Annotated in this window: 14 protein-coding genes and 1 riboswitch; of the genes, 8 read left to right on the top strand and 6 right to left on the bottom strand. The window is 73.5% G+C overall.

Going from position 1 to position 16770, the window contains the following annotated elements:
* Positions 1-25: 25 nt before the first annotated feature.
* Positions 26-172: riboswitch (cobalamin riboswitch) on the bottom strand.
* A gap of 205 nt (positions 173-377) precedes the next feature.
* Positions 378-1082: an ankyrin repeat domain-containing protein gene (locus ACIQGQ_RS27665; protein WP_402400371.1), complete on the top strand. Its 705-nt coding sequence runs from the start codon at positions 378-380 to the stop codon at positions 1080-1082.
* A 7-nt stretch (positions 1083-1089) separates the two neighbouring features.
* Here the strand turns inward: ACIQGQ_RS27665 and ACIQGQ_RS27670 are convergent, their stop codons facing one another.
* Together ACIQGQ_RS27670 and cynR are read right to left on the bottom strand one after the other, a co-directional pair.
* Complete coding sequence (locus tag ACIQGQ_RS27670) at positions 1090-1734, bottom strand: GntR family transcriptional regulator (protein WP_366293892.1); 645 nt, start codon at positions 1732-1734, stop codon at positions 1090-1092.
* Positions 1735-1750: 16 nt separating this feature from the next.
* Positions 1751-2698 carry a transcriptional regulator CynR gene (cynR, locus tag ACIQGQ_RS27675; RefSeq protein WP_402400374.1) on the bottom strand — a complete coding sequence of 316 codons (948 nt, stop codon included), beginning with the start codon at positions 2696-2698 and terminating at the stop codon, positions 1751-1753.
* Between the two features lie 123 nt (positions 2699-2821).
* Here cynR and ACIQGQ_RS27680 point away from each other — a divergent pair, with 123 nt between their 5' ends.
* The 4 genes from ACIQGQ_RS27680 (at position 2822) to ACIQGQ_RS27695 (ending at position 6430) form a co-directional block, all read left to right on the top strand.
* Complete coding sequence (locus tag ACIQGQ_RS27680) at positions 2822-3421, top strand: carbonic anhydrase (protein ID WP_402400377.1); 600 nt, start codon at positions 2822-2824, stop codon at positions 3419-3421.
* 60 nt (positions 3422-3481) lie between these two features.
* Complete coding sequence (gene cynS / locus ACIQGQ_RS27685; RefSeq protein WP_402400380.1) at positions 3482-3952, top strand: cyanase; 471 nt, start codon at positions 3482-3484, stop codon at positions 3950-3952.
* 250 nt (positions 3953-4202) lie between these two features.
* Positions 4203-5684, top strand: coding sequence for an NCS1 family nucleobase:cation symporter-1 (locus ACIQGQ_RS27690; RefSeq protein ID WP_402400383.1), 1482 nt, complete (start codon positions 4203-4205; stop codon positions 5682-5684).
* 23 nt (positions 5685-5707) lie between these two features.
* Complete coding sequence (locus tag ACIQGQ_RS27695) at positions 5708-6430, top strand: aspartate/glutamate racemase family protein (protein ID WP_402400385.1); 723 nt, start codon at positions 5708-5710, stop codon at positions 6428-6430.
* On the opposite strand, the gene ACIQGQ_RS27700 is transcribed toward ACIQGQ_RS27695, so the two are convergent.
* Complete coding sequence (locus ACIQGQ_RS27700) at positions 6338-7849, bottom strand: MFS transporter (RefSeq protein ID WP_402400388.1); 1512 nt, start codon at positions 7847-7849, stop codon at positions 6338-6340. The two genes, ACIQGQ_RS27695 and ACIQGQ_RS27700, sit on opposite strands and share 93 nt — an antisense overlap.
* Before the next feature lie 140 nt (positions 7850-7989).
* Positions 7990-8952, bottom strand: coding sequence for a helix-turn-helix domain-containing protein (locus tag ACIQGQ_RS27705; RefSeq protein ID WP_402400391.1), 963 nt, complete (start codon positions 8950-8952; stop codon positions 7990-7992).
* A 91-nt stretch (positions 8953-9043) separates the two neighbouring features.
* On the opposite strand from ACIQGQ_RS27705, the gene ACIQGQ_RS27710 reads away from it, so the two are divergent.
* Both ACIQGQ_RS27710 and ACIQGQ_RS27715 read left to right on the top strand, forming a co-directional pair.
* Positions 9044-13276: a S8 family serine peptidase gene (locus ACIQGQ_RS27710; RefSeq protein ID WP_402400394.1), complete on the top strand. Its 4233-nt coding sequence runs from the start codon at positions 9044-9046 to the stop codon at positions 13274-13276.
* 148 nt (positions 13277-13424) lie between these two features.
* Positions 13425-14177 carry a DUF4118 domain-containing protein gene (locus ACIQGQ_RS27715; protein WP_402400397.1) on the top strand — a complete coding sequence of 251 codons (753 nt, stop codon included), beginning with the start codon at positions 13425-13427 and terminating at the stop codon, positions 14175-14177.
* 18 nt (positions 14178-14195) lie between these two features.
* Here the strand turns inward: ACIQGQ_RS27715 and lysA are convergent, their stop codons facing one another.
* Positions 14196-15545, bottom strand: coding sequence for a diaminopimelate decarboxylase (lysA, locus tag ACIQGQ_RS27720; RefSeq protein ID WP_402400400.1), 1350 nt, complete (start codon positions 15543-15545; stop codon positions 14196-14198).
* A 19-nt stretch (positions 15546-15564) separates the two neighbouring features.
* Entirely contained in the window at positions 15565-15942 is a 378-nt protein-coding gene (locus tag ACIQGQ_RS27725; RefSeq protein ID WP_402400403.1) for an SAV_915 family protein, read from the bottom strand.
* Between the two features lie 254 nt (positions 15943-16196).
* Here ACIQGQ_RS27725 and ACIQGQ_RS27730 point away from each other — a divergent pair, with 254 nt between their 5' ends.
* Positions 16197-16625: a hypothetical protein gene (locus tag ACIQGQ_RS27730; protein WP_402400406.1), complete on the top strand. Its 429-nt coding sequence runs from the start codon at positions 16197-16199 to the stop codon at positions 16623-16625.
* Positions 16626-16770: the final 145 nt, after the last annotated feature.

The raw sequence follows: 16770 nt of genomic DNA on the forward strand, positions 1-16770 counted from the left end.
AGCACCCATCGCAGTCCACGGCGAATTGACAGGAGCCTTCACCGCCACGGGTAATCGGGCTCACGGGGCCCTTTCGGGCACCGTCTACCGTTGCGGGTCAGCGCCGGACTTCGACCGGACTTCCCCCGTGGGGCAGATGCAGCTTAACGCGAACGGTTTGGCGTGTTTCCACCCCGTCCGGGTCCGGGCCGCGCCGCCCCTGTTCCTCCGGTTCGACCGGCGGAGCCGTGGGCGCATCCCCCGGACGGCCGACACGGAGGTCGTCCCGACGGCCGCGCATCACCGACCGGTCCGGCTACCGCCGGGGCCGAGGGCGCGCCGAGCATGGGGGTGCGGGCCCGTACCGTCCGGGCGCCGTCCACGGATTGCGAGGAACCATGCCTTCGACACGACGCACCGCCCTCCTGACCGCCCTGCTCCTCGGACCGGCCCTGCTCGTGACGGCCTGCGCCGGGCCGTCCGGGGACGGCGGCACCGGGCCGACGCCCGGGGCCGCGGACCGGGCCCTGCTCGACGCGGCGCGTTCCGGCGACGCCGACGCGGTGCGCGACGCGATCAGGCGGGGTGCCCGGCTGGAGGTCCGGGACGGGGAGCGCCGCACCCCGCTGCTGCTGGCCTCCACCAACGACCACGTCCGGGCCGCCGAGGTACTGGTCCGCGCCGGTGCCGATCCGGACGCCCTGGACCAGCAGCACGACACCCCGTGGCTGGTGACGGGGGTGACGGGCAGCGCCGCGATGGCCCGTACCCTGGCGGCGGCCGACCCCGACTACACCGTCGTCAACCGGTACGGGGGCACCTCCCTGATCCCGGCGGGGGAGCACGGCCATGTCGACTACGTACGGGAGGTCACCACCAACCCGGACATCGACGTCGACATCGACCACGTCAACGACCTCGGCTGGACGGCCCTGCTGGAGGCCGTCCTCCTCGGCGACGGCGGCAGGGACCATCAGGAGACCGTGCGGCTGCTGCTGGCCGGGGGCGCCGATCCGGGGATCGCCGACAGGTCCGGCACCACCGCGCTCCAGCACGCCCGGCAGCGCGGGTTCGACGAGATCGCCCGGCTGCTGGGCGGCTGACCGGACCTCAGGAGCGGCCGCGGCGGGCGGCGGCCGCCCGGCGGCCCGAGATCAGGTGCCGGCCGGCCAGCTCCACCACGCTCTCGGCGTCCCGGTCGGCGATCGCCGCGTAGAGGTCCTCGTGCTCCCGCGCGACGCCCTCCAGGTCGTCGTGCTGCCCCAGCAGCCAGCGCATCCTGCTGCGCAGGGTGGCCTGGAGCTCGTTCAGCAGCTCGTTGTCGGCCAGGGCCGTGACCGTCTCGTGGAAGTCGGCGGCGGCCCGGCGGGCCGCCACGGCGTCGCCCCTGGCCGCCGCGCCCAGCTCGGCGTCCAGGTCCGCGCGGAGCTTTTCGAGCCCCGCGCGGGTACGCCGCTGGGCGGCCAGCCGGAAGGTCAGGGCCTCCAGCGCCGCGCGCACCTCGTCGAGGTCGTCCACGTCCGCCGGGGTGAATTCCCGTACGACGGCCCAGGTCCGGGGCCTGGGGGTGACCAGGCCCTCGGTGACCAGCGCCTTCAGGGCCTCGCGGACGGGCAGTCTGCTCACCCCGAGCTCCGCGGCGAGCTCGCGCTCGACGAGTTTGCTGCCCGGCTCGCGCACACCGTCGATGATCTCGTCACGCAGCTGGCGCGTGACCCGTTCCGACTCGGGCTCGAAGTCCCCAGACCCTGTCATGTGCCCGATTCTCTCATCACCCGGTACCCGCTCCGGGCAGGCCGTTCCCCGGTGCGGGCGCCTCGGGCGGGGCGTAGCCGCGGGCGCGGACCAGATCGTGGACGAGCCGGGTGAAGGCGCGGGCGGCGGCGCTCTCGTAGCCGCTCTCCCGGCGCAGCAGGGTCGCGACCCGGGTGGGGAGCGGGGGGTCGACGGGGACGTGGCCGAGGTGCGGGTCGTCGTCCGTGACCGCCAGGGGCAGCACGGTGGCCAGCGGGCCGATGCGCCGGACGATCTCGGTGAGGGCCTGGATGGTGTTGGCCTCCACGGCGATCGGCGGGTCGATCCGGTGCCGGGCGAAGTAGTCGTCTACATGGACGCGTGTGACGAAGTCACCCCTGAGCAGGGCGAGTTGCTGACCGGCGAGCTCCTGCACCGGCAGCGGGCGCTCACCCCCGGCCCGGCGCGCACCGGTGACCAGGCCGAGGGGTTCGGTGAACAGCGCGGTCGAGGCGACGCCCTGGAGGTGGGTTCCCCCGAAGGCGATGCCGAGGTCGAGTTCGTCGGCGAGCAGGCCCGCCTCCATGCGGTCCTGGGGCATCTCCCTGAGGTCCAGGGTGATGCCGGGATGGTGCGTGTGCAGCGCCGCCACGAGCGGGCCGACGAGATAGGCGGTGAAGGTCGGGGTGAGTGCCAGCCGCAGGTGCCCCCGGGCGAGGTCGGCGACGTCGAGGACGGCACGCTCGGCGGCGGCCAGCTCCCGCAGCGCACGCCGCGCGTAGTGCACATAGGCGGCGCCCGCGTCGGTGGTGCGGACCCCCCGGCCGCTCCGGTCGAGCAGCCGGGCGCCGACGACCCGTTCCAGCTGCTTGATCTGCTGCGACAGCGTGGGCTGCGAGATGCGCAGTTCCTCGGCGGCGCGCGTGAAGTTCCCGTGCTCGGCGACCGCGATCAGATAGCGGAGATGACGTAGTTCCGGACCCATGAGCGAATTATAGAACTGACCTATAAGGATCATGGATATCAAGTCTTGGACTCTATAGGCCCAGGTCATGCATGGTGGTTCTCGTCAGCCCCTCGGGGCGGCACCCATCGAAAGGAGTGACCGATGCAGGACCTCACGGACGGCGTCGCACGATTCCGCCGCGACGTCTTTCCCGAGAAGGCGGGGCTCTTCGCCCACCTGGCCACGACCCACCGCCCGAAGACACTGTTCATCGGCTGCTCCGACGCCCGGGTGGTCCCGGAGCTGATCACCCAGAGCGATCCGGGTGAGCTGTTCGTGATCCGTACGGCGGGCAATCTCGTCCCGGCGTACGGGTCGGGCCGCGACGGCATCGCGGCGAGCGTCGAGTATGCCGTCGCCGTGCTCGGCGTGACCGACATCGTCGTCTGCGGCCACTCCGCCTGCGGCGCGATGACCGCCCTGGCGGAGGGGCACGACCTCGGCTCCGCCCCGGTCGTGGCCGACTGGCTGCACCACGCGGACGCCGCCCTGGCCCGTACCGCCGCCGCTCCGGCCACGACCGGCCCGGAGCGGGTGGACGCCCTGGTGCGTGCCAATGTCGCCGCACAGCTGCAGAACCTGAGCACCCACCCCTCCGTGGCCCGCGCCCTGGCCGAGAGCTCGGTCACCCTGCACGGCTGGGTGTTCGACATCGCCACGGGCACCGTCGAGCCGGCCGGGACCGCCCTGGCCGCCGCCTGACCACCTCCACCCCCACCGAACCACCGGCCCCGCCCGGGACCGGCCCCGAAAGGAACCCTCGTGCCGCACGCGCAGTTCGACCCCACCGCCCGCCAGACCCTCGCCGTCGCCGCCGTCGAGGCCAAGACCCGCAAGGACCTCACCTGGGAGCAGATCGCCGACGCCGCCGGGCTGTCGGTCGCCTTCGTCACCGCCGCGGTCCTCGGCCAGCACGCCCTGCCGGAGGACTCCGCCCGCGCCGTCGCCGAGCTGCTCGGACTCGACGAGGACGCGGTGCTGCTGCTCCAGACCATCCCGACCCGCGGATCGATCCCCGGCGGCATTCCGACCGACCCGACCATCTACCGCTTCTACGAGATGCTCCAGGTCTACGGGACCACCCTGAAGGCCCTGGTCCACGAGCAGTTCGGCGACGGCATCATCAGCGCCATCAACTTCAAGCTCGACGTGAAGAAGGTCGCCGACCCCGAGGGCGGCGAGCGCGCCGTCATCACCCTGGACGGAAAGTACCTCCCCACCAAGCCCTTCTGACCCACCCCTCCCCCCACCGCCGTACGCAACACGACACGGCGGCCCGGATGACGCCCCCACGGCGGACTCCAGCCCGCCGTGTTCTCGCATTTCATCACCATTGGAGACGGTTTCACCCGCTTTCCCAAGTCATTAACTCCAAAGCCTTGACGGTGGAGTTGGCGAAAACTACGTTCTGGTCCACGGAAGTTCACTTCCGATCTGCGGAAACTTTGAAACGTTCCCTCCTCGCAACTCCCCGGAGCCCCCTATGACTGCCGTGGATGACCGGTCGAGCGTGGAAACCACCGGAACCGCCAGCTCCGGTCTCTACACGTACGATCTCGCCCCGACGAAGAAGGAAGGGCGCCGCTGGGGCGCCTACAACGTCTTCACCCTGTGGGCCAACGATGTGCACAGCCTCGGCAACTACGCGTTCGCCATCGGGCTCTTCGCGCTCGGACTGAACGTGTGGGGCATCCTGGCCGCCTTCGCCCTCGCGTCCGTGCTGCTCTTCCTGCTGCTGACGCTCTCGGGCTTCATGGGGCACAAGACGGGCGTCCCCTTCCCCGTCATGAGCCGCATCGCCTTCGGCATCAGGGGCGCGAAGATACCCGCCGTGGTGCGCGGCGCGGTCGCCATCGCCTGGTTCGGGATCCAGACCTATCTGGCCTCGTCCGTGCTGAGCACCCTGCTCGTCATGATGTTCCCCGGCCTGCGGTCGCTGACCACCGACTCCGTACTGGGCCAGTCGACGCTCGGCTGGATCACCTTCCTCGCCCTGTGGGCCCTGCAGGTCCTCATCGTGAGCTACGGGATGCAGATGATCCGGCGCTACATGGCCTTCGCCGCGCCCACCACCCTGATCACCATGTGCGCCCTCGCGGTCTGGATGTTCGTACGCGCCGACGGCTCGATCTCCTGGTCCGTCGACCAGCCGCTCACCGGCGGCGCGATGTGGCTCCAGATCCTGGAGGGCGCCGCGCTCTGGGTGGTGATCTACGGGACCTTCGTACTGAACTTCTGCGACTTCACCCGCTCCGCCCGCAGCCGCGGCTCCATCGTCCGCGGCAACGTCGTCGGCATCCCGGTGAACATGCTGTTCTTCGCGGTGATCGTGGCGGTGCTCAGCGGGGCGCAGTTCAAGCTGAACGGCGAGGTCATCACCAGCCCCACGGACATCGTGCGGACGATCCCCAACATGTTCCTGCTGGCCGCCGCCTCGCTCGCGCTGATCGCGCTGACGGTCGCGGTCAACCTGCTGGCCAACTTCGTGGCCCCCATCTACGCCCTGGTCAACCTCTTCCCGCAGCGGCTGGACTTCCGCCGGGCCGGCCTGGTGAGCGCCGTCGCGGGGCTGGTGATCCTGCCCTGGAACCTCTACAACAACCCCGTCGTGGTGAACTACTTCCTCGGCGGGCTCGGCGCCCTGCTCGGGCCGCTCTTCGGTGTGATCATGGCGGACTACTGGCTGCTGCGACGCGCCCGGGTGAACGTGCCCGACCTGTACACCGAGGGCGCCCAGGGCGACTACCACTACCGGCACGGGTTCAACCCGCGGGCCGTATGGGCCTTCGTCCCCAGCGCCGCGATCGCCGTCGTCGTCGCGCTGGTGCCCTTCTTCGGTGCCGTGTCCGGGTTCTCCTGGTTCATCGGCGCCGCCCTCGCCGCGCTGCTGTACACGGCCGTCGCCGACCGCACCGCACAACTCAACGACGTGGACGGCGAGTCCATCGCCGTCGCCGCCGAATGAACCGCCCAGCAGAGAGCCGAACCATGCGCATCCTCGTCGTCAACGTCAACACCACGCAGTCCATCACCGACTCGATCGGCGAGCAGGCGGCCGGTGCGGCGTCGCCCGGCACCGAGATCGTCCCGCTGACGCCCGCCTTCGGCGCCGAGTCCGTCGAGGGCAACTACGAGAGCTACCTCGCCGCGATCGCCGTGATGGAGGCCGTACGCGCCTACCCGGAGCCGTTCGACGCGGTGATCCAGGCCGGATACGGCGAACACGGCCGCGAGGGCCTCCAGGAGCTGCTCGACGTACCGGTCGTCGACATCACCGAGGCGGCCGCGAGCACCGCCCAGTTCCTCGGCCGCAGCTACTCCGTCGTCACCAGCCTGGACCGCACGGTCCCGCTGATCGAGGAACGGCTGCACGCCGCCGGGCTGAGCGCCCGGTGCGCCTCGGTGCGTGCCAGCGGGCTCGCCGTGCTCGACCTGGAGCGGGACGAGAAGGCCGCGATGGAGGCCATCGTGGAGCAGGCCGCCCGCGCGGTGGAGGACGACCGCGCGGAGGTGATCTGCCTGGGGTGCGGGGGCATGTCGGGCCTCACCGAGCGCGTCGTGGAGCGCACCGGTGTCCCCGTCGTGGACGGGGTGACCGCGGCGGTGACCATCGCCGAGTCACTGGTGCGGCTCGGGCTGACCACCTCGAAGGTGCGCACGTACGCCGCGCCGCGCCCCAAGCGGATCCTCAACTGGCCGCCGCGGGTGTGACCCGCCCGCCAGGCCCGCGGTGACGGCGGCGGCGAGCAGCAGGGCGGCCAGGGGGCACCACATGGCGGTGGTGAAACCGTGCAGCGTGGCCGCCCGCCCGCTGCCCGCGAAGGCGGCCGCCGCGCTCGCCGCCACCGTGTTGAAGACGGCCGATCCGATCGAACCCCCGATCTGCTGGGCTGAGTTGACGGATGCGGAGGCGATCCCGGCGTCCTGTGCGGTGACGCCGGAGGTCGCCCCGGTCATGATGGCGAGGAAACTGCCGCCGTTGCCGACGCTGAACGTGACCAGCGCGGGTACGACGTCCGCCGCGTAGCCGGAGTCCGGGGTGAGGAGCGCGAGCTGGAGCAGCCCGGCGGCCGCGAGGCAGAGGCCGGCCGTCATCATCACCCGGGGGCCGAGCCGGGGCAGCAGGCGGGTCCCGAGCTGGGTGGCGGTGGCGGTGGTGACCAGGCTGATGGGCAGGAAGCCGAGGCCGCTGGCGAGCGCGGACCAGCCGAGCACGGTCTGGAGGTAGTAGGTGAGGAACAGCGAGACGGAGAGCTGTCCCGTCATCAGCGCGCCCCCGGCCACCAGTGAGGCCACCCTGCGGCGGTCCTTCATCAGCCGGGGCGGCAGCAGCGGCGCGGTGGCGCGGGTCTGCCAGAAGGCGAAGGCCGTGAGCAGCAGGGTGCCGCCGACGAGCGTGCCCAGCACCGGGAGGGAGCGCCAGCCGTCCGCCTCGGCCCGGCTGCACCCGAGGACCAGGGCGGTCAGCCCGCCGCAGCCCAGTACGGCGCCGGCGATGTCGATCCGGCCGCCCGCCCGCCGGACGCGGTCCGCCGGTATCCAGCCCGCGCCGGGGAGCGCGGCCAGCGCGATGGGTACGTTGACCAGCAGGCACCAGCGCCAGCCGAGCCACTGGGTGAGCACCCCGCCCAGGACGACACCGAGGGAGGCGCCGGCTCCCCCGAGGGCGCCGAAGACGGCGATGGCGCGGCGGCGCTCGCCGGGGTCGGTGAAGGTGGTCGCCACGAGCGCGAGGGCGGACGCGGCCAGCAGGGCGGCGAAGGCGCCCTGGACGGCGCGGGCCGCGAAGAGCGTCTGCGCCGTGGGGGCCAGGCCCGCCGCGGCGGAGGCGATGGCGAAGCCGATCAGTCCGGCGGCGAACACCCGGCGGTGCCCGAGGTGGTCGGCGAGCCGCCCGGCGAGCAGCAGCAGCCCGCCGAAGGCGACCGTGTAGGCGGTGACCACCCAGGGCCGGTCGCCGTCGCTCATGTCCAGTTCGGTCTGGAGGGACGGCAGGGCCACGTTCACGATCGTGCTGTCCAGCAGGATCATCAGCTGGGCCAGCCCCAGCACGCACAGGGCCCACCAGCGCTTGGGGTACGGCTGCTGCGGCGGGAACGGGGAGCGGTGGGGAGTGCGGGGACCAGGCATGGATTTTTTGTATACCAAATTTGCGAACAAGAGCAATCGGCACCTCGCGCGCCTTGCCACTGAAGACCTAAAGAGCCTCATCACCACACAGAATGGGATACTGAACACTCTCTCGCTTCACACACCGCCGAGCCCCGGTCTCACAGCAGCCCCCGGCGGGCGGCGATCACCCCGGCCTGGAAGCGGTTGGCGGCACCGAGCAGCTCGTGCAGCCGGCTGATCCGGCGGCGCATGGTCCGTACCGACCAGCCGAGCTGGCGGGCTATCGCCTCGTCCTTGAGCCCGCTGACCAGCAGGGTGAGGACGAGCCGGTCCTCCTCGCCGAGCGGGTCCTCGGCGGGGGCCTCCAGCGGCAGCGCCTGCTTCCAGCACAGCTCCCAGTAGTGGGTGAGCGCGTCGAGCAGGGTGGACGGGCGGATCACCGCGGCGCGTACGTCGTGGAGGTCGAGCGAGAGCGGCATCAGGGCGAGCTTCCGGTCGGCGATGGCGAGCTTGATGCCGAGGCCGGGCAGGACCCTGGCCTGTTCGCCATGGCGGACCAGCTCGCGGATGTCGTCGAGGACGCCGGGCCACTCCAGCGCCTCGGGGGCGTAGACCGCGCGGTAGCGCACGCCCCGGCCCAGCGCCGTCGCCTCCACCGGATTGGAGGTGGTCAGGGCGTACGGCGGCCGGTCCAGGGTCATGACGTCCTCGCGGGCCTCCTGCTGGAGGCGGACGAACCAGCGGCCGAGGGCCTCGCTCCCGGCGGTGATCTCCACCTCGTCCTCGCCGCCCGCCCCGGCGCACGCCGCGGCGAACAGCCGGGACAGCTCCCCCGCCGCCGACCGGACCTTCTCCAGCTCCTTGCTCCTGGCCCGCACCAGCGCCTCGACGGCGGCCTCCGGCTCGATCGCCGCGTACCGGCGGCGGGCACCGGCGAGCCGGCCGACGAGCCCGTGGTCGCGGAGCCGGTCCAGCGCTCGGGCGACACGCTCGGCCGAACATCCGAGGTCTGCGGCGAGTTCGGCGGGCGCCGCGGTCCGCCGCGCGAGCACATGGCGGTAGACGCTCTCGTCGAACGGATCGATGCCCGCAGCGGTGAGCTGTGAATTCTCGGGATTCATGGAGGGATCGTGGCCCAGTTGTGCCACATGCAGCAATGGGCCACACGGATTCGTTGTGCGACAAGTGCCGCGACCAGTAGGACCTTTACGCATGGCAATCAAGTCACGAAGACCACGTCACGCGGCACTCGCCGTCGTCGTGCTCGCCGGTGCCCTGGCGGCGACGCCGGGCGCGGCAGACGCGTCCACCACCCCCGACCCGCCGCGCCGGGTGCTCGTCGAGCTCTCCGGCAGCCCCGCCGTGACCGCCGCGCCCGGCGGTTCGCTGCTCGCCGCCGGGGCCGCCCGCGACGTCGGCACCGCGCGCCGCACCCTCGCCGCACGGCAGGAGACGTTCCTCGGCTCGGCCCGGGGCGCCGGGCTGCACCCCTCGGCCACCCGTCGACTCGGCCTGCTCGTCGACGCCGTGGCGATGACGGTGCCCGCCTCCGAGGTGGACCGGCTCTCGTCCCTGCCGGGGGTCGTCGCCGTACACCCCGACACCCGGATGCTGACGAAGACCGACGCGAGCGTGCCGCTCACCGGCGCTCCCGAGGTCTGGCGGCGCGAGGACCGCGCCGGGGGGCGGGTCACCGGCACCGGGACCACCGTGGCGGTCCTGGACAGCGGCGTGGACTACACCCACCCCGACCTGGGCGGCGGCATCGGCAAGGGGCACAAGGTCGTCGGCGGGTACGACTTCGTCAACGGCGACGACGACCCGATGGACGACAACGGCCACGGCACCCATGTCGCGGGCATCGTCGCGGGCCGGGCCGCCGGGAAGGAAGGCGTCACCGGCATGGCGCCCGGCGCGGACCTGCTGGCGTACAAGGTGATGGACGCCGACGGCGCCGGCTACACCTCGGACATCATCGCCGGGATCGAGGCGGCCGCCGACCCGGCCAATCCGCACCGCGCCGACGTGATCAACATGAGCCTGGGCGGCCCCGGCGACGGCACCGACCCGCTGGGCCGCGCGGCGACCGCCGCCGTGGAGGCCGGTGTGGTCGTGGTGGCCGCGGCGGGCAACGAGGGACCGGGCACCGGCACGGTCAGCACCCCCGGCATCGCCGAGGGGGTGATCTCGGTGGGCGCATCGACCAGTGGTCTGCGGCTGCCGAGCGCCTATCTGGCGGGCAGGAAGCCCGAGTTGATCCAGACCTACCGCGGCATCCTCTCCGCGAACCCGCCCGAGCGGCCGGTCACGGCACCCCTCGTCGACGTCGGCAGGGGCACCGCCGAGGACTGGGAACGGGCCGGTGACGTACGCGGGAAGATCGTCCGCGCCGAGATGCTCATCGCCTCCGAAACCCGGGACGTGAGGGCCGACGCCCTGGAGTGGGCCCAGGAGGCGGAGAAGCGCGGCGCGCTCGCCGTGCTCGGCGGACTGCCCACCTCCGACGGCCCGGTCCTCCTCGCCGGGGAGCCGGGATCGGTCCGGCCACCGGCGGCGGACCCCGGACCGGGCACGGTCCACGTGCCCTCGTCGTCCGCGCGGATCGACGCCTCCGGCGACTCGCTGCGCATGGACCACCTCGTGGTCATGGGCATCGACCCGACCCAGTACACCGAGCTGACCGCCCGGCTCGCCGCCGGGAAGGTGTCGGTCACCCTGCGCGGCACCGACACCACCGACCGGATCGCCTCGTTCTCCTCGCGCGGCCCCACCCCGTCCTTCGGCCTCAAGCCCGACCTGGTCGCACCGGGCGTGGAGATCCGCTCCACCATCCCCGCCGCCCTGTTCGGGCCCGGCCAGTACCGCATGTCCGGTACGTCGATGGCGGCCCCGCACGTCGCCGGGGCCGCCGCCCTGCTGCGCCAGCTGCACCCCGGCCGGACGCCCGCCGGGATCAAGGCCGAACTCATGGGCACCGCGAAGCCGTTGGCCGGCACCGGGCCCACCACGCACGGCGCGGGCCGGCTCGACGTGGCGACGGCCGCCGCCACCGCGCTCGCCGCCTCTCCCCCGTCCGTGTCGTTCGGCCTCGCCGACCTGTCCGCCAACCGGGTCGGCGGCACCACGAAGGTGACGCTGCGCAACACCGGCGACCGCGCCCTGTCGGCCGCGCTGCGCACCGACGGCCCGGCCACCGTCTCGCCGAAGCGGATCACCGTACCGGCCGGACGCACCGCGACCGCCACGCTCTCTCTGCGCACCGCCCGGCCCGAAACCGACACCGAGATCGCCGGCCGTCTCACGGCGACCCCCGATCGCGGCCCCTCGATCGGGGTGCCGTACCTGCTGGTGGTGCGGCACCTCGCCGTCCAGGCGGCGCCCGACCCCAGCGACGGCCGCACCACCGTGCACATCGCCCCGCCGACCCCGCTCGCCGCCCCGCCGACCGTCACCGTCACCCCGCCCCGGGGCCGGTCCGTCGAGGTGCCCGCCACCCTCGACACCCGGACCGGCTACTACCGGGCCCCGGCCACCGGAACCAACCCCGGCGTCTACCGGGTCTCGGTCCGCGGCACCGCCGACAGCGGCCGACTGCTCACCGGAACCGGCTTCTTCGAGGTCACCCCGGCCGACAGCCGCACGGACCGCTGGGAACCGGCCGGGCCCAACAGCGAGGCGGGCTGGGTCGCGCTCTCGCCTGACCGGCCGAAGCAGGCCGTCCTCACTCAGTACCAGCAAGCGGCCCCCTGGCTCACCACCGACAACGGTGCCTCCTGGCGCCGTCTGGGCCGGCTCCCCGTTCCCGAGGGCACCGGGCCGCTCGTGGTCGACGCGAAGAACGCCGACCGCTGGTGGTACGCGGTGAACAGCGTCCACGACGGCAGTCGGCAGGGCGCCGTCCTGCGCACCGACGACAACGGACGCACCTGGCGCACGCTCGACGTCCCCGACACCCGGTTCACGGCGCTCACCGCCGACGAGCGGACCCGCACCCTGGTCGCGGTCACCTCGGACGCGCTGCTGGTCAGCACGGACGCGGGCGACCACTGGACGACGTACCCGACCGGTGTACCCGGCCAGGTCAGGACCGCCGTCCTCACCGGGGACACCCTCTACCTGTCGACGTTCGACGGCATCTGGTCCCGGTCCGGCGTCGGCTCCGGCGAGCCCGGCGAGGCGCGCCGGATCCTCGACCCGGACGGCGCGACCGTCGGCTCGACGGTCGCCGACGCCTCGGTCGTGGCGGCGTACGTCCCGGGCCGGGGCGTGGTCGGCTCCCACGACGGCGGAAAGACATGGGCCACCCTGCTGCCGCTGGTCGAGGGCGGCGTCGATCTGCTGGCCTCGGGCGGTGACCTGTACCTGGCCACGACGCTCGGCACCGGCCGGCTCAGCCGCGACGGCGGGAGGACCTGGAGCGAGGTGCCCCAGCCGACCCGGGCGGCACTGCCGCTGGACTACGACCGGTGGGCCGACGGCTCCGTGACCGTCGCCAGCGAGCAGGACGGCCTCTACCAGGGCTCCGCCGACGGCACCGGGCTCCGGCGGATCGGCGTCCAGGGGCTGACCGTCAACGACCTCGCGGTCAGCGGCGGCCATCTGCTCGCCGCCACCGACAGCTCGGTCTACCGCACCGCTCTTCCCGTCCAGGGCCCGGAATGGGGCCGGTCGGGCGGCGAGGGCAGGAGAGGGGTCGCCGTCCCGCAGCTCTCCGTGTCGGCGAAGGACCCGAAGGTGGTCTGGCGGGTCCGGCGCACCGCGTCTGGAACGTTCGATGTCGAACGCAGCGGCGACGCCGGAGCCACCTGGCACCGGCGCGGCACCTCCTCCGAGGTTCCGACGTCCCTGCTGGTCCACCCCGCCGACCCGGACCGGGTGCTGGTCGGCTTCCAGAGCCTGCTCGGCAAGGGGCTGTTCGCCACCGGTGACGCCGGGGCGACCTGGAAGAACCTCTACCACGGCCGTTCCTTCACCACCCTCGTGGGCGACCCCGCCGATCCCCGGCGCCTGTGGCTCGGCAGCCGCGACGGCCTGTTCCGGTCGGACGACGGCGGGGTGACCGTCACCAAGGTGGCCGACGGCCCGGTGACGGCGATCGGACTGGACGGACGGCGCCTGGTCGTCGGCGGCGAGGACGTCCGGGTCAGCACGGACGGCGGCCGCAGCTTCCGCACCTCGGACACGGGCCCGCTCGCGGTCCACGTCTCCGACCTGCTCCGGGTGAAGGGCACCTGGTACGCGGCCACCACCTCCTCCCGGGCCAGCGGCCTCCCGCAGGGCGGGCGCGGCGTGCTGCGCAGCACCGACGGCGGCCGCAGCTGGCAGAACATCTCGTCCGGTCTGCAGAACACCGACACCACGAAGCTGGCCGCGTCCCCGGACGGCTCCACGCTCTTCGTCGGCACCATCGACGGGGGCGTCCACCGCCTCACGCCGCGTCGCTGATCCACCGGCCCCGCGGGGGCGCCGGGACGGACCGTACCGTCCGGGCGCCCCCGCGGGCGCTCCTCCTGCAGTGGTCCGGCGGCAGTGGTCCGGCTACCGCTTCGGCCACCGCGGGAGCATCGTGGAAGACGGACCCCAGGAGGCAGGAATGTCTGGTTTCTCCTTGCGGGACGGTGTGGCCGTGGCCGCCGCCCTGGTCTGTCCCCCGGCCGTCGCAGCGCTGCTGGTGCCGTTCCGTACCGGCCTGACCAGCGCGAACGCGGCGCTGGTGCTCGTCGTGGTGGTCGTGGCGGTCGCCGCGCTCGGCAGCCGGCCGGCCGGTGCGCTCGCCGCGCTGTCGGCCGCCGTCTGGTTCGACTTCTTCCTCGCGCCGCCGTACCAGCGGTTCACCATCACCGGCCGCGACAACCTCCAGACGGCCGTACTGCTGCTGGTGGTGGGGCTGGTCGTCTCCCAGCTCGCGGCCCGGGTGCGGCGGCTGCGCGTGGTGGCCATCACCGACGCGGACCATCTGGCCGCCCTCCACGACACCGCCCGGCTGGCCCGGTCGTCGACCTCCCCCGACGCGGTGGTCGACCATGTACGCGGCGAGCTGACCCGGCTGCTCGGACTGCGGAGCTGCCGGTTCGAGTACGGCACGCTGCTGGGCCATCCGCCGCGGCTGGAGCAGGGCGGCGACGTGGTCGTGGGCCGGCGGACCTGGGACCTGGAACGCAGGGGCTGGCCGCGCGAGGAGATCGAACTGCGGGCGACCGGCAACGGGCACTACTACGGCAGGTTCATGCTGACGCCGGAACCCGGCACCGAGCCCGCCCCGCTCCAGGCCCGTCTGGTGGCGGTGACCCTGGCCGACCAGGCGGGGGCGGCGATGGCGACGACCGGCACAGAGGAGCACGGCTGACGGAGCGGGGCGGGCGGCTCACGGCCCGACGTCGCGGCCGACGAGGTCGGCGAGGGACTCCCGGCGGACCAGCAGCCGGGCGCGGCCGTCCGCCACGGCGGCCACCGGCGGGCGGCCCACCAGGTTGTATCCGGACGCCATGGAGAGGTGGTAGGCGCCCGCGACCGGTACGGCGATCAGGTCCCCGGGGCGGACGTCACCGGGCAGGTCCACATCGGCGGCGAGTATGTCGCCCGCCTCGCAGTGGCGTCCGACGACGGTCGCCGTGCGGGGCTCCGCCGTGCTGCGCCGGCCGACGAGCCGGGGTGCGTACCGCGCCCCGTAGAGCGCGGGCCGGGGGTTGTCGCTCATCCCGCCGTCCACGGCCACGAAGACCCGGGTCCCGGTCCGCTTCACCGCGAGGACCCGGTAGAGCGCCACACCCGCGGGCCCGACCAGCGCCCGGCCCGGCTCGACGGCGAGGCGGGGCACGGGGAGACCGGCCCCGGCACAGCTCTCGGCCAGTTCCCGGCGGAGGAGGGCGCCGAGGGCGGGGAGGTCGAGCGCGGTCTCCCCCGGCCGGTGGGCGACCCCGTGCCCGCCGCCGAGGTCCAGCTCCGGCAGGGCGGTGCCGTGCCGGTCGCGGATCCGGGCGAGCAGGGCGACGACCGTGCGCAGGGCAGCGGTGTAGGGCTCGGGCGTGGTGATCTGCGAGCCGATGTGGCAGTGCAGCCCGACGAGTTCGAGTCCGGGCTGGTCGAGGATCCGGGCGACGGCGCGCTCCGCTCCGCCGTCGCTGACCGACAGCCCGAACTTCTGGTCGTCCGTGCCGGTACGGATCGCCGCGTGACCGCCCGCGCTGACGCCGGGGACCACCCGGACCAGCACCTTCTGGCGGGTGCCCGCCGGTACGAGCGCGGCGATCCGGGCGATCTCCCAGGTGCTGTCGATGACGATCCGGCCGACGCCCAGGCGCAGCGCGGTCTCCAGGTCCTGCGGGCTCTTGGCGTTGCCGTGCAGCACGATCCGTCCGGGCGGGAAGCCCGCGGTGACGGCGTACTCCAGCTCGCCCGCGGAGCAGACGTCGAGGCCGAGCCCCTCCTCGCGCACCCAGTGCAGCAGGGCGCGGCAGAGGAAGGCCTTGGCCGCGTAGAGGACGTCGGTGTCCGGGAAGGAGCGCAGGTAGGTGCGGCAGCGCTCGCGCACCTCGTGCTCGTCGAGGAGGTAGAGCGGGGTGCCGAACCGTTCGGCCGCCTCGGTGAGCGGGACGCCGCCCACCGCGACGTCCCCGCCTGGAAGGTGCCGCGCCGAGGCGGGCCAGACGGACAGGCCGGCGGGGACGGCGGGTGGCGCGGCCGTGTCCGGGCCCCCGGGAGCTGCGGTGGTCATGGTGGTCTCCCTCGGCCGGTCAGGAGGCGGATGCGGCGGACAGCGACGGCGTCCTGGCCGTACGCGGTTCCCGCACCGTCCGGCACACGGGCCGCCGGGGCACGGCGGCGGGGCCCGGTACGGCGAGCAGCGGATCGACGACGAGTCCGGTGACGCCGAGCGGCGCGACCAGGGCGCGGACCGCCGGTTCGGACAGCCGGATCCAGTGCTGCCGGACGCCGAGGGCCCGGACGAGTTGCCGTTCACCGGTGAAGGCGACGGCGGTCCGCTCCCCGAGCGGCGTACGGAAGAGGCGGGCGCAGCAGCCCGCCGGTCCCGGCCGGACCGGCACGAACAGCGTTCCGGTCCGGCCGGCCCGAAGGGGGTCGGGGTCCTCTGCGCACGGGTGGTCGTTCATGGCACTCCTTGTGGGAACGGGTGGTTCGCCCCGGACCGCCCGCGGGGCGGCCGGGCATCCGACGACACACCCTAGGCCCGCTCCCGCCCGTCCGGACCCACCCGTTAGCGCCCCCTTGACCTCGTACGCACCCCTCTTGACGTCCGTTTGACGACCGGTCACCCACCGGGCCCGTGCGGACGGCGGCCTCGGGGGTGACCGCGCACGGAAACACTGAATGTGACTTCACGCATTCGATTGAGTACGTTGAGTGAGTGATCGCTGCCGCGCCCCTCCCTCCGGTGCATCGCCGGGTGCGCGGCAGCGGTGTGCTCCTCGCGCTGGTCTGGGTCGCCTTCCATCTGCTCGGCTGTGTGCACAGCCATGCCTCGGAGCTCGGCGCGCACCACGTTCCGATGGAGGCGGGCGTCACCGCTCCGGCTTCCCCCGGCCCGCCCGGGCCCGGTCCGGTGGCGGCGTCGTCCTCGGATTCCGGGTCGTGCTGCCCGGAGTCGGATCACGCGGCGGACTGGCTCCGTACCGACACCCCGTCCGCGCCGGTGCCGGGCGGGGCGCTGACGGCGCAGGTCAGGCCCTGTCCGGCCGCCGCCGCCCTCGTGGGGTGCGGTGCGGACCGGGTGCCGGTGCGTCGGCCGACCGGTGGGCGGTGCGTTCTCACGGCACTCTGCGTGGCACGGACCTGACAGGGCCGGGGTGTGTCCGGCGGACCGGGTCGTCCCGGTCCGGATCCGCCGGGCACGCCCCGGCGCCGCTGCCCGGCCGTCCCCGGCACCTGCCGGACCGGTCACGGACCGCGGTGCCCCGGTCCCCCATCCCGCGCGATGCCCC

Origin of the sequence: Streptomyces sp. NPDC092952, from assembly GCF_044754785.1 — a bacterium.
In the GTDB taxonomy this organism is placed as follows: Bacteria; Actinomycetota; Actinomycetes; order Streptomycetales; family Streptomycetaceae; genus Streptomyces.

Bases quoted from the DNA above. Each gene is read 5' to 3' on its own strand.
- ACIQGQ_RS27670 (WP_366293892.1), bottom strand. From the start codon at position 1,734: ATGACAGGGTCTGGGGACTTCGAGCCCGAGTCGGAACGGGTCACGCGC.
- ACIQGQ_RS27705 (WP_402400391.1), bottom strand. From the start codon at position 8,952: ATGAATCCCGAGAATTCACAGCTCACCGCTGCGGGCATCGATCCGTTC.
- ACIQGQ_RS27725 (WP_402400403.1), bottom strand. From the start codon at position 15,942: ATGAACGACCACCCGTGCGCAGAGGACCCCGACCCCCTTCGGGCCGGC.
- ACIQGQ_RS27700 (WP_402400388.1), bottom strand. From the start codon at position 7,849: ATGCCTGGTCCCCGCACTCCCCACCGCTCCCCGTTCCCGCCGCAGCAG.
- ACIQGQ_RS27710 (WP_402400394.1), top strand. From the start codon at position 9,044: ATGGCAATCAAGTCACGAAGACCACGTCACGCGGCACTCGCCGTCGTC.
- ACIQGQ_RS27665 (WP_402400371.1), top strand. From the start codon at position 378: ATGCCTTCGACACGACGCACCGCCCTCCTGACCGCCCTGCTCCTCGGA.
- ACIQGQ_RS27690 (WP_402400383.1), top strand. From the start codon at position 4,203: ATGACTGCCGTGGATGACCGGTCGAGCGTGGAAACCACCGGAACCGCC.
- ACIQGQ_RS27680 (WP_402400377.1), top strand. From the start codon at position 2,822: ATGCAGGACCTCACGGACGGCGTCGCACGATTCCGCCGCGACGTCTTT.
- lysA (WP_402400400.1), bottom strand. From the start codon at position 15,545: ATGACCACCGCAGCTCCCGGGGGCCCGGACACGGCCGCGCCACCCGCC.
- ACIQGQ_RS27695 (WP_402400385.1), top strand. From the start codon at position 5,708: ATGCGCATCCTCGTCGTCAACGTCAACACCACGCAGTCCATCACCGAC.
- cynR (WP_402400374.1), bottom strand. From the start codon at position 2,698: ATGGGTCCGGAACTACGTCATCTCCGCTATCTGATCGCGGTCGCCGAG.
- ACIQGQ_RS27715 (WP_402400397.1), top strand. From the start codon at position 13,425: ATGTCTGGTTTCTCCTTGCGGGACGGTGTGGCCGTGGCCGCCGCCCTG.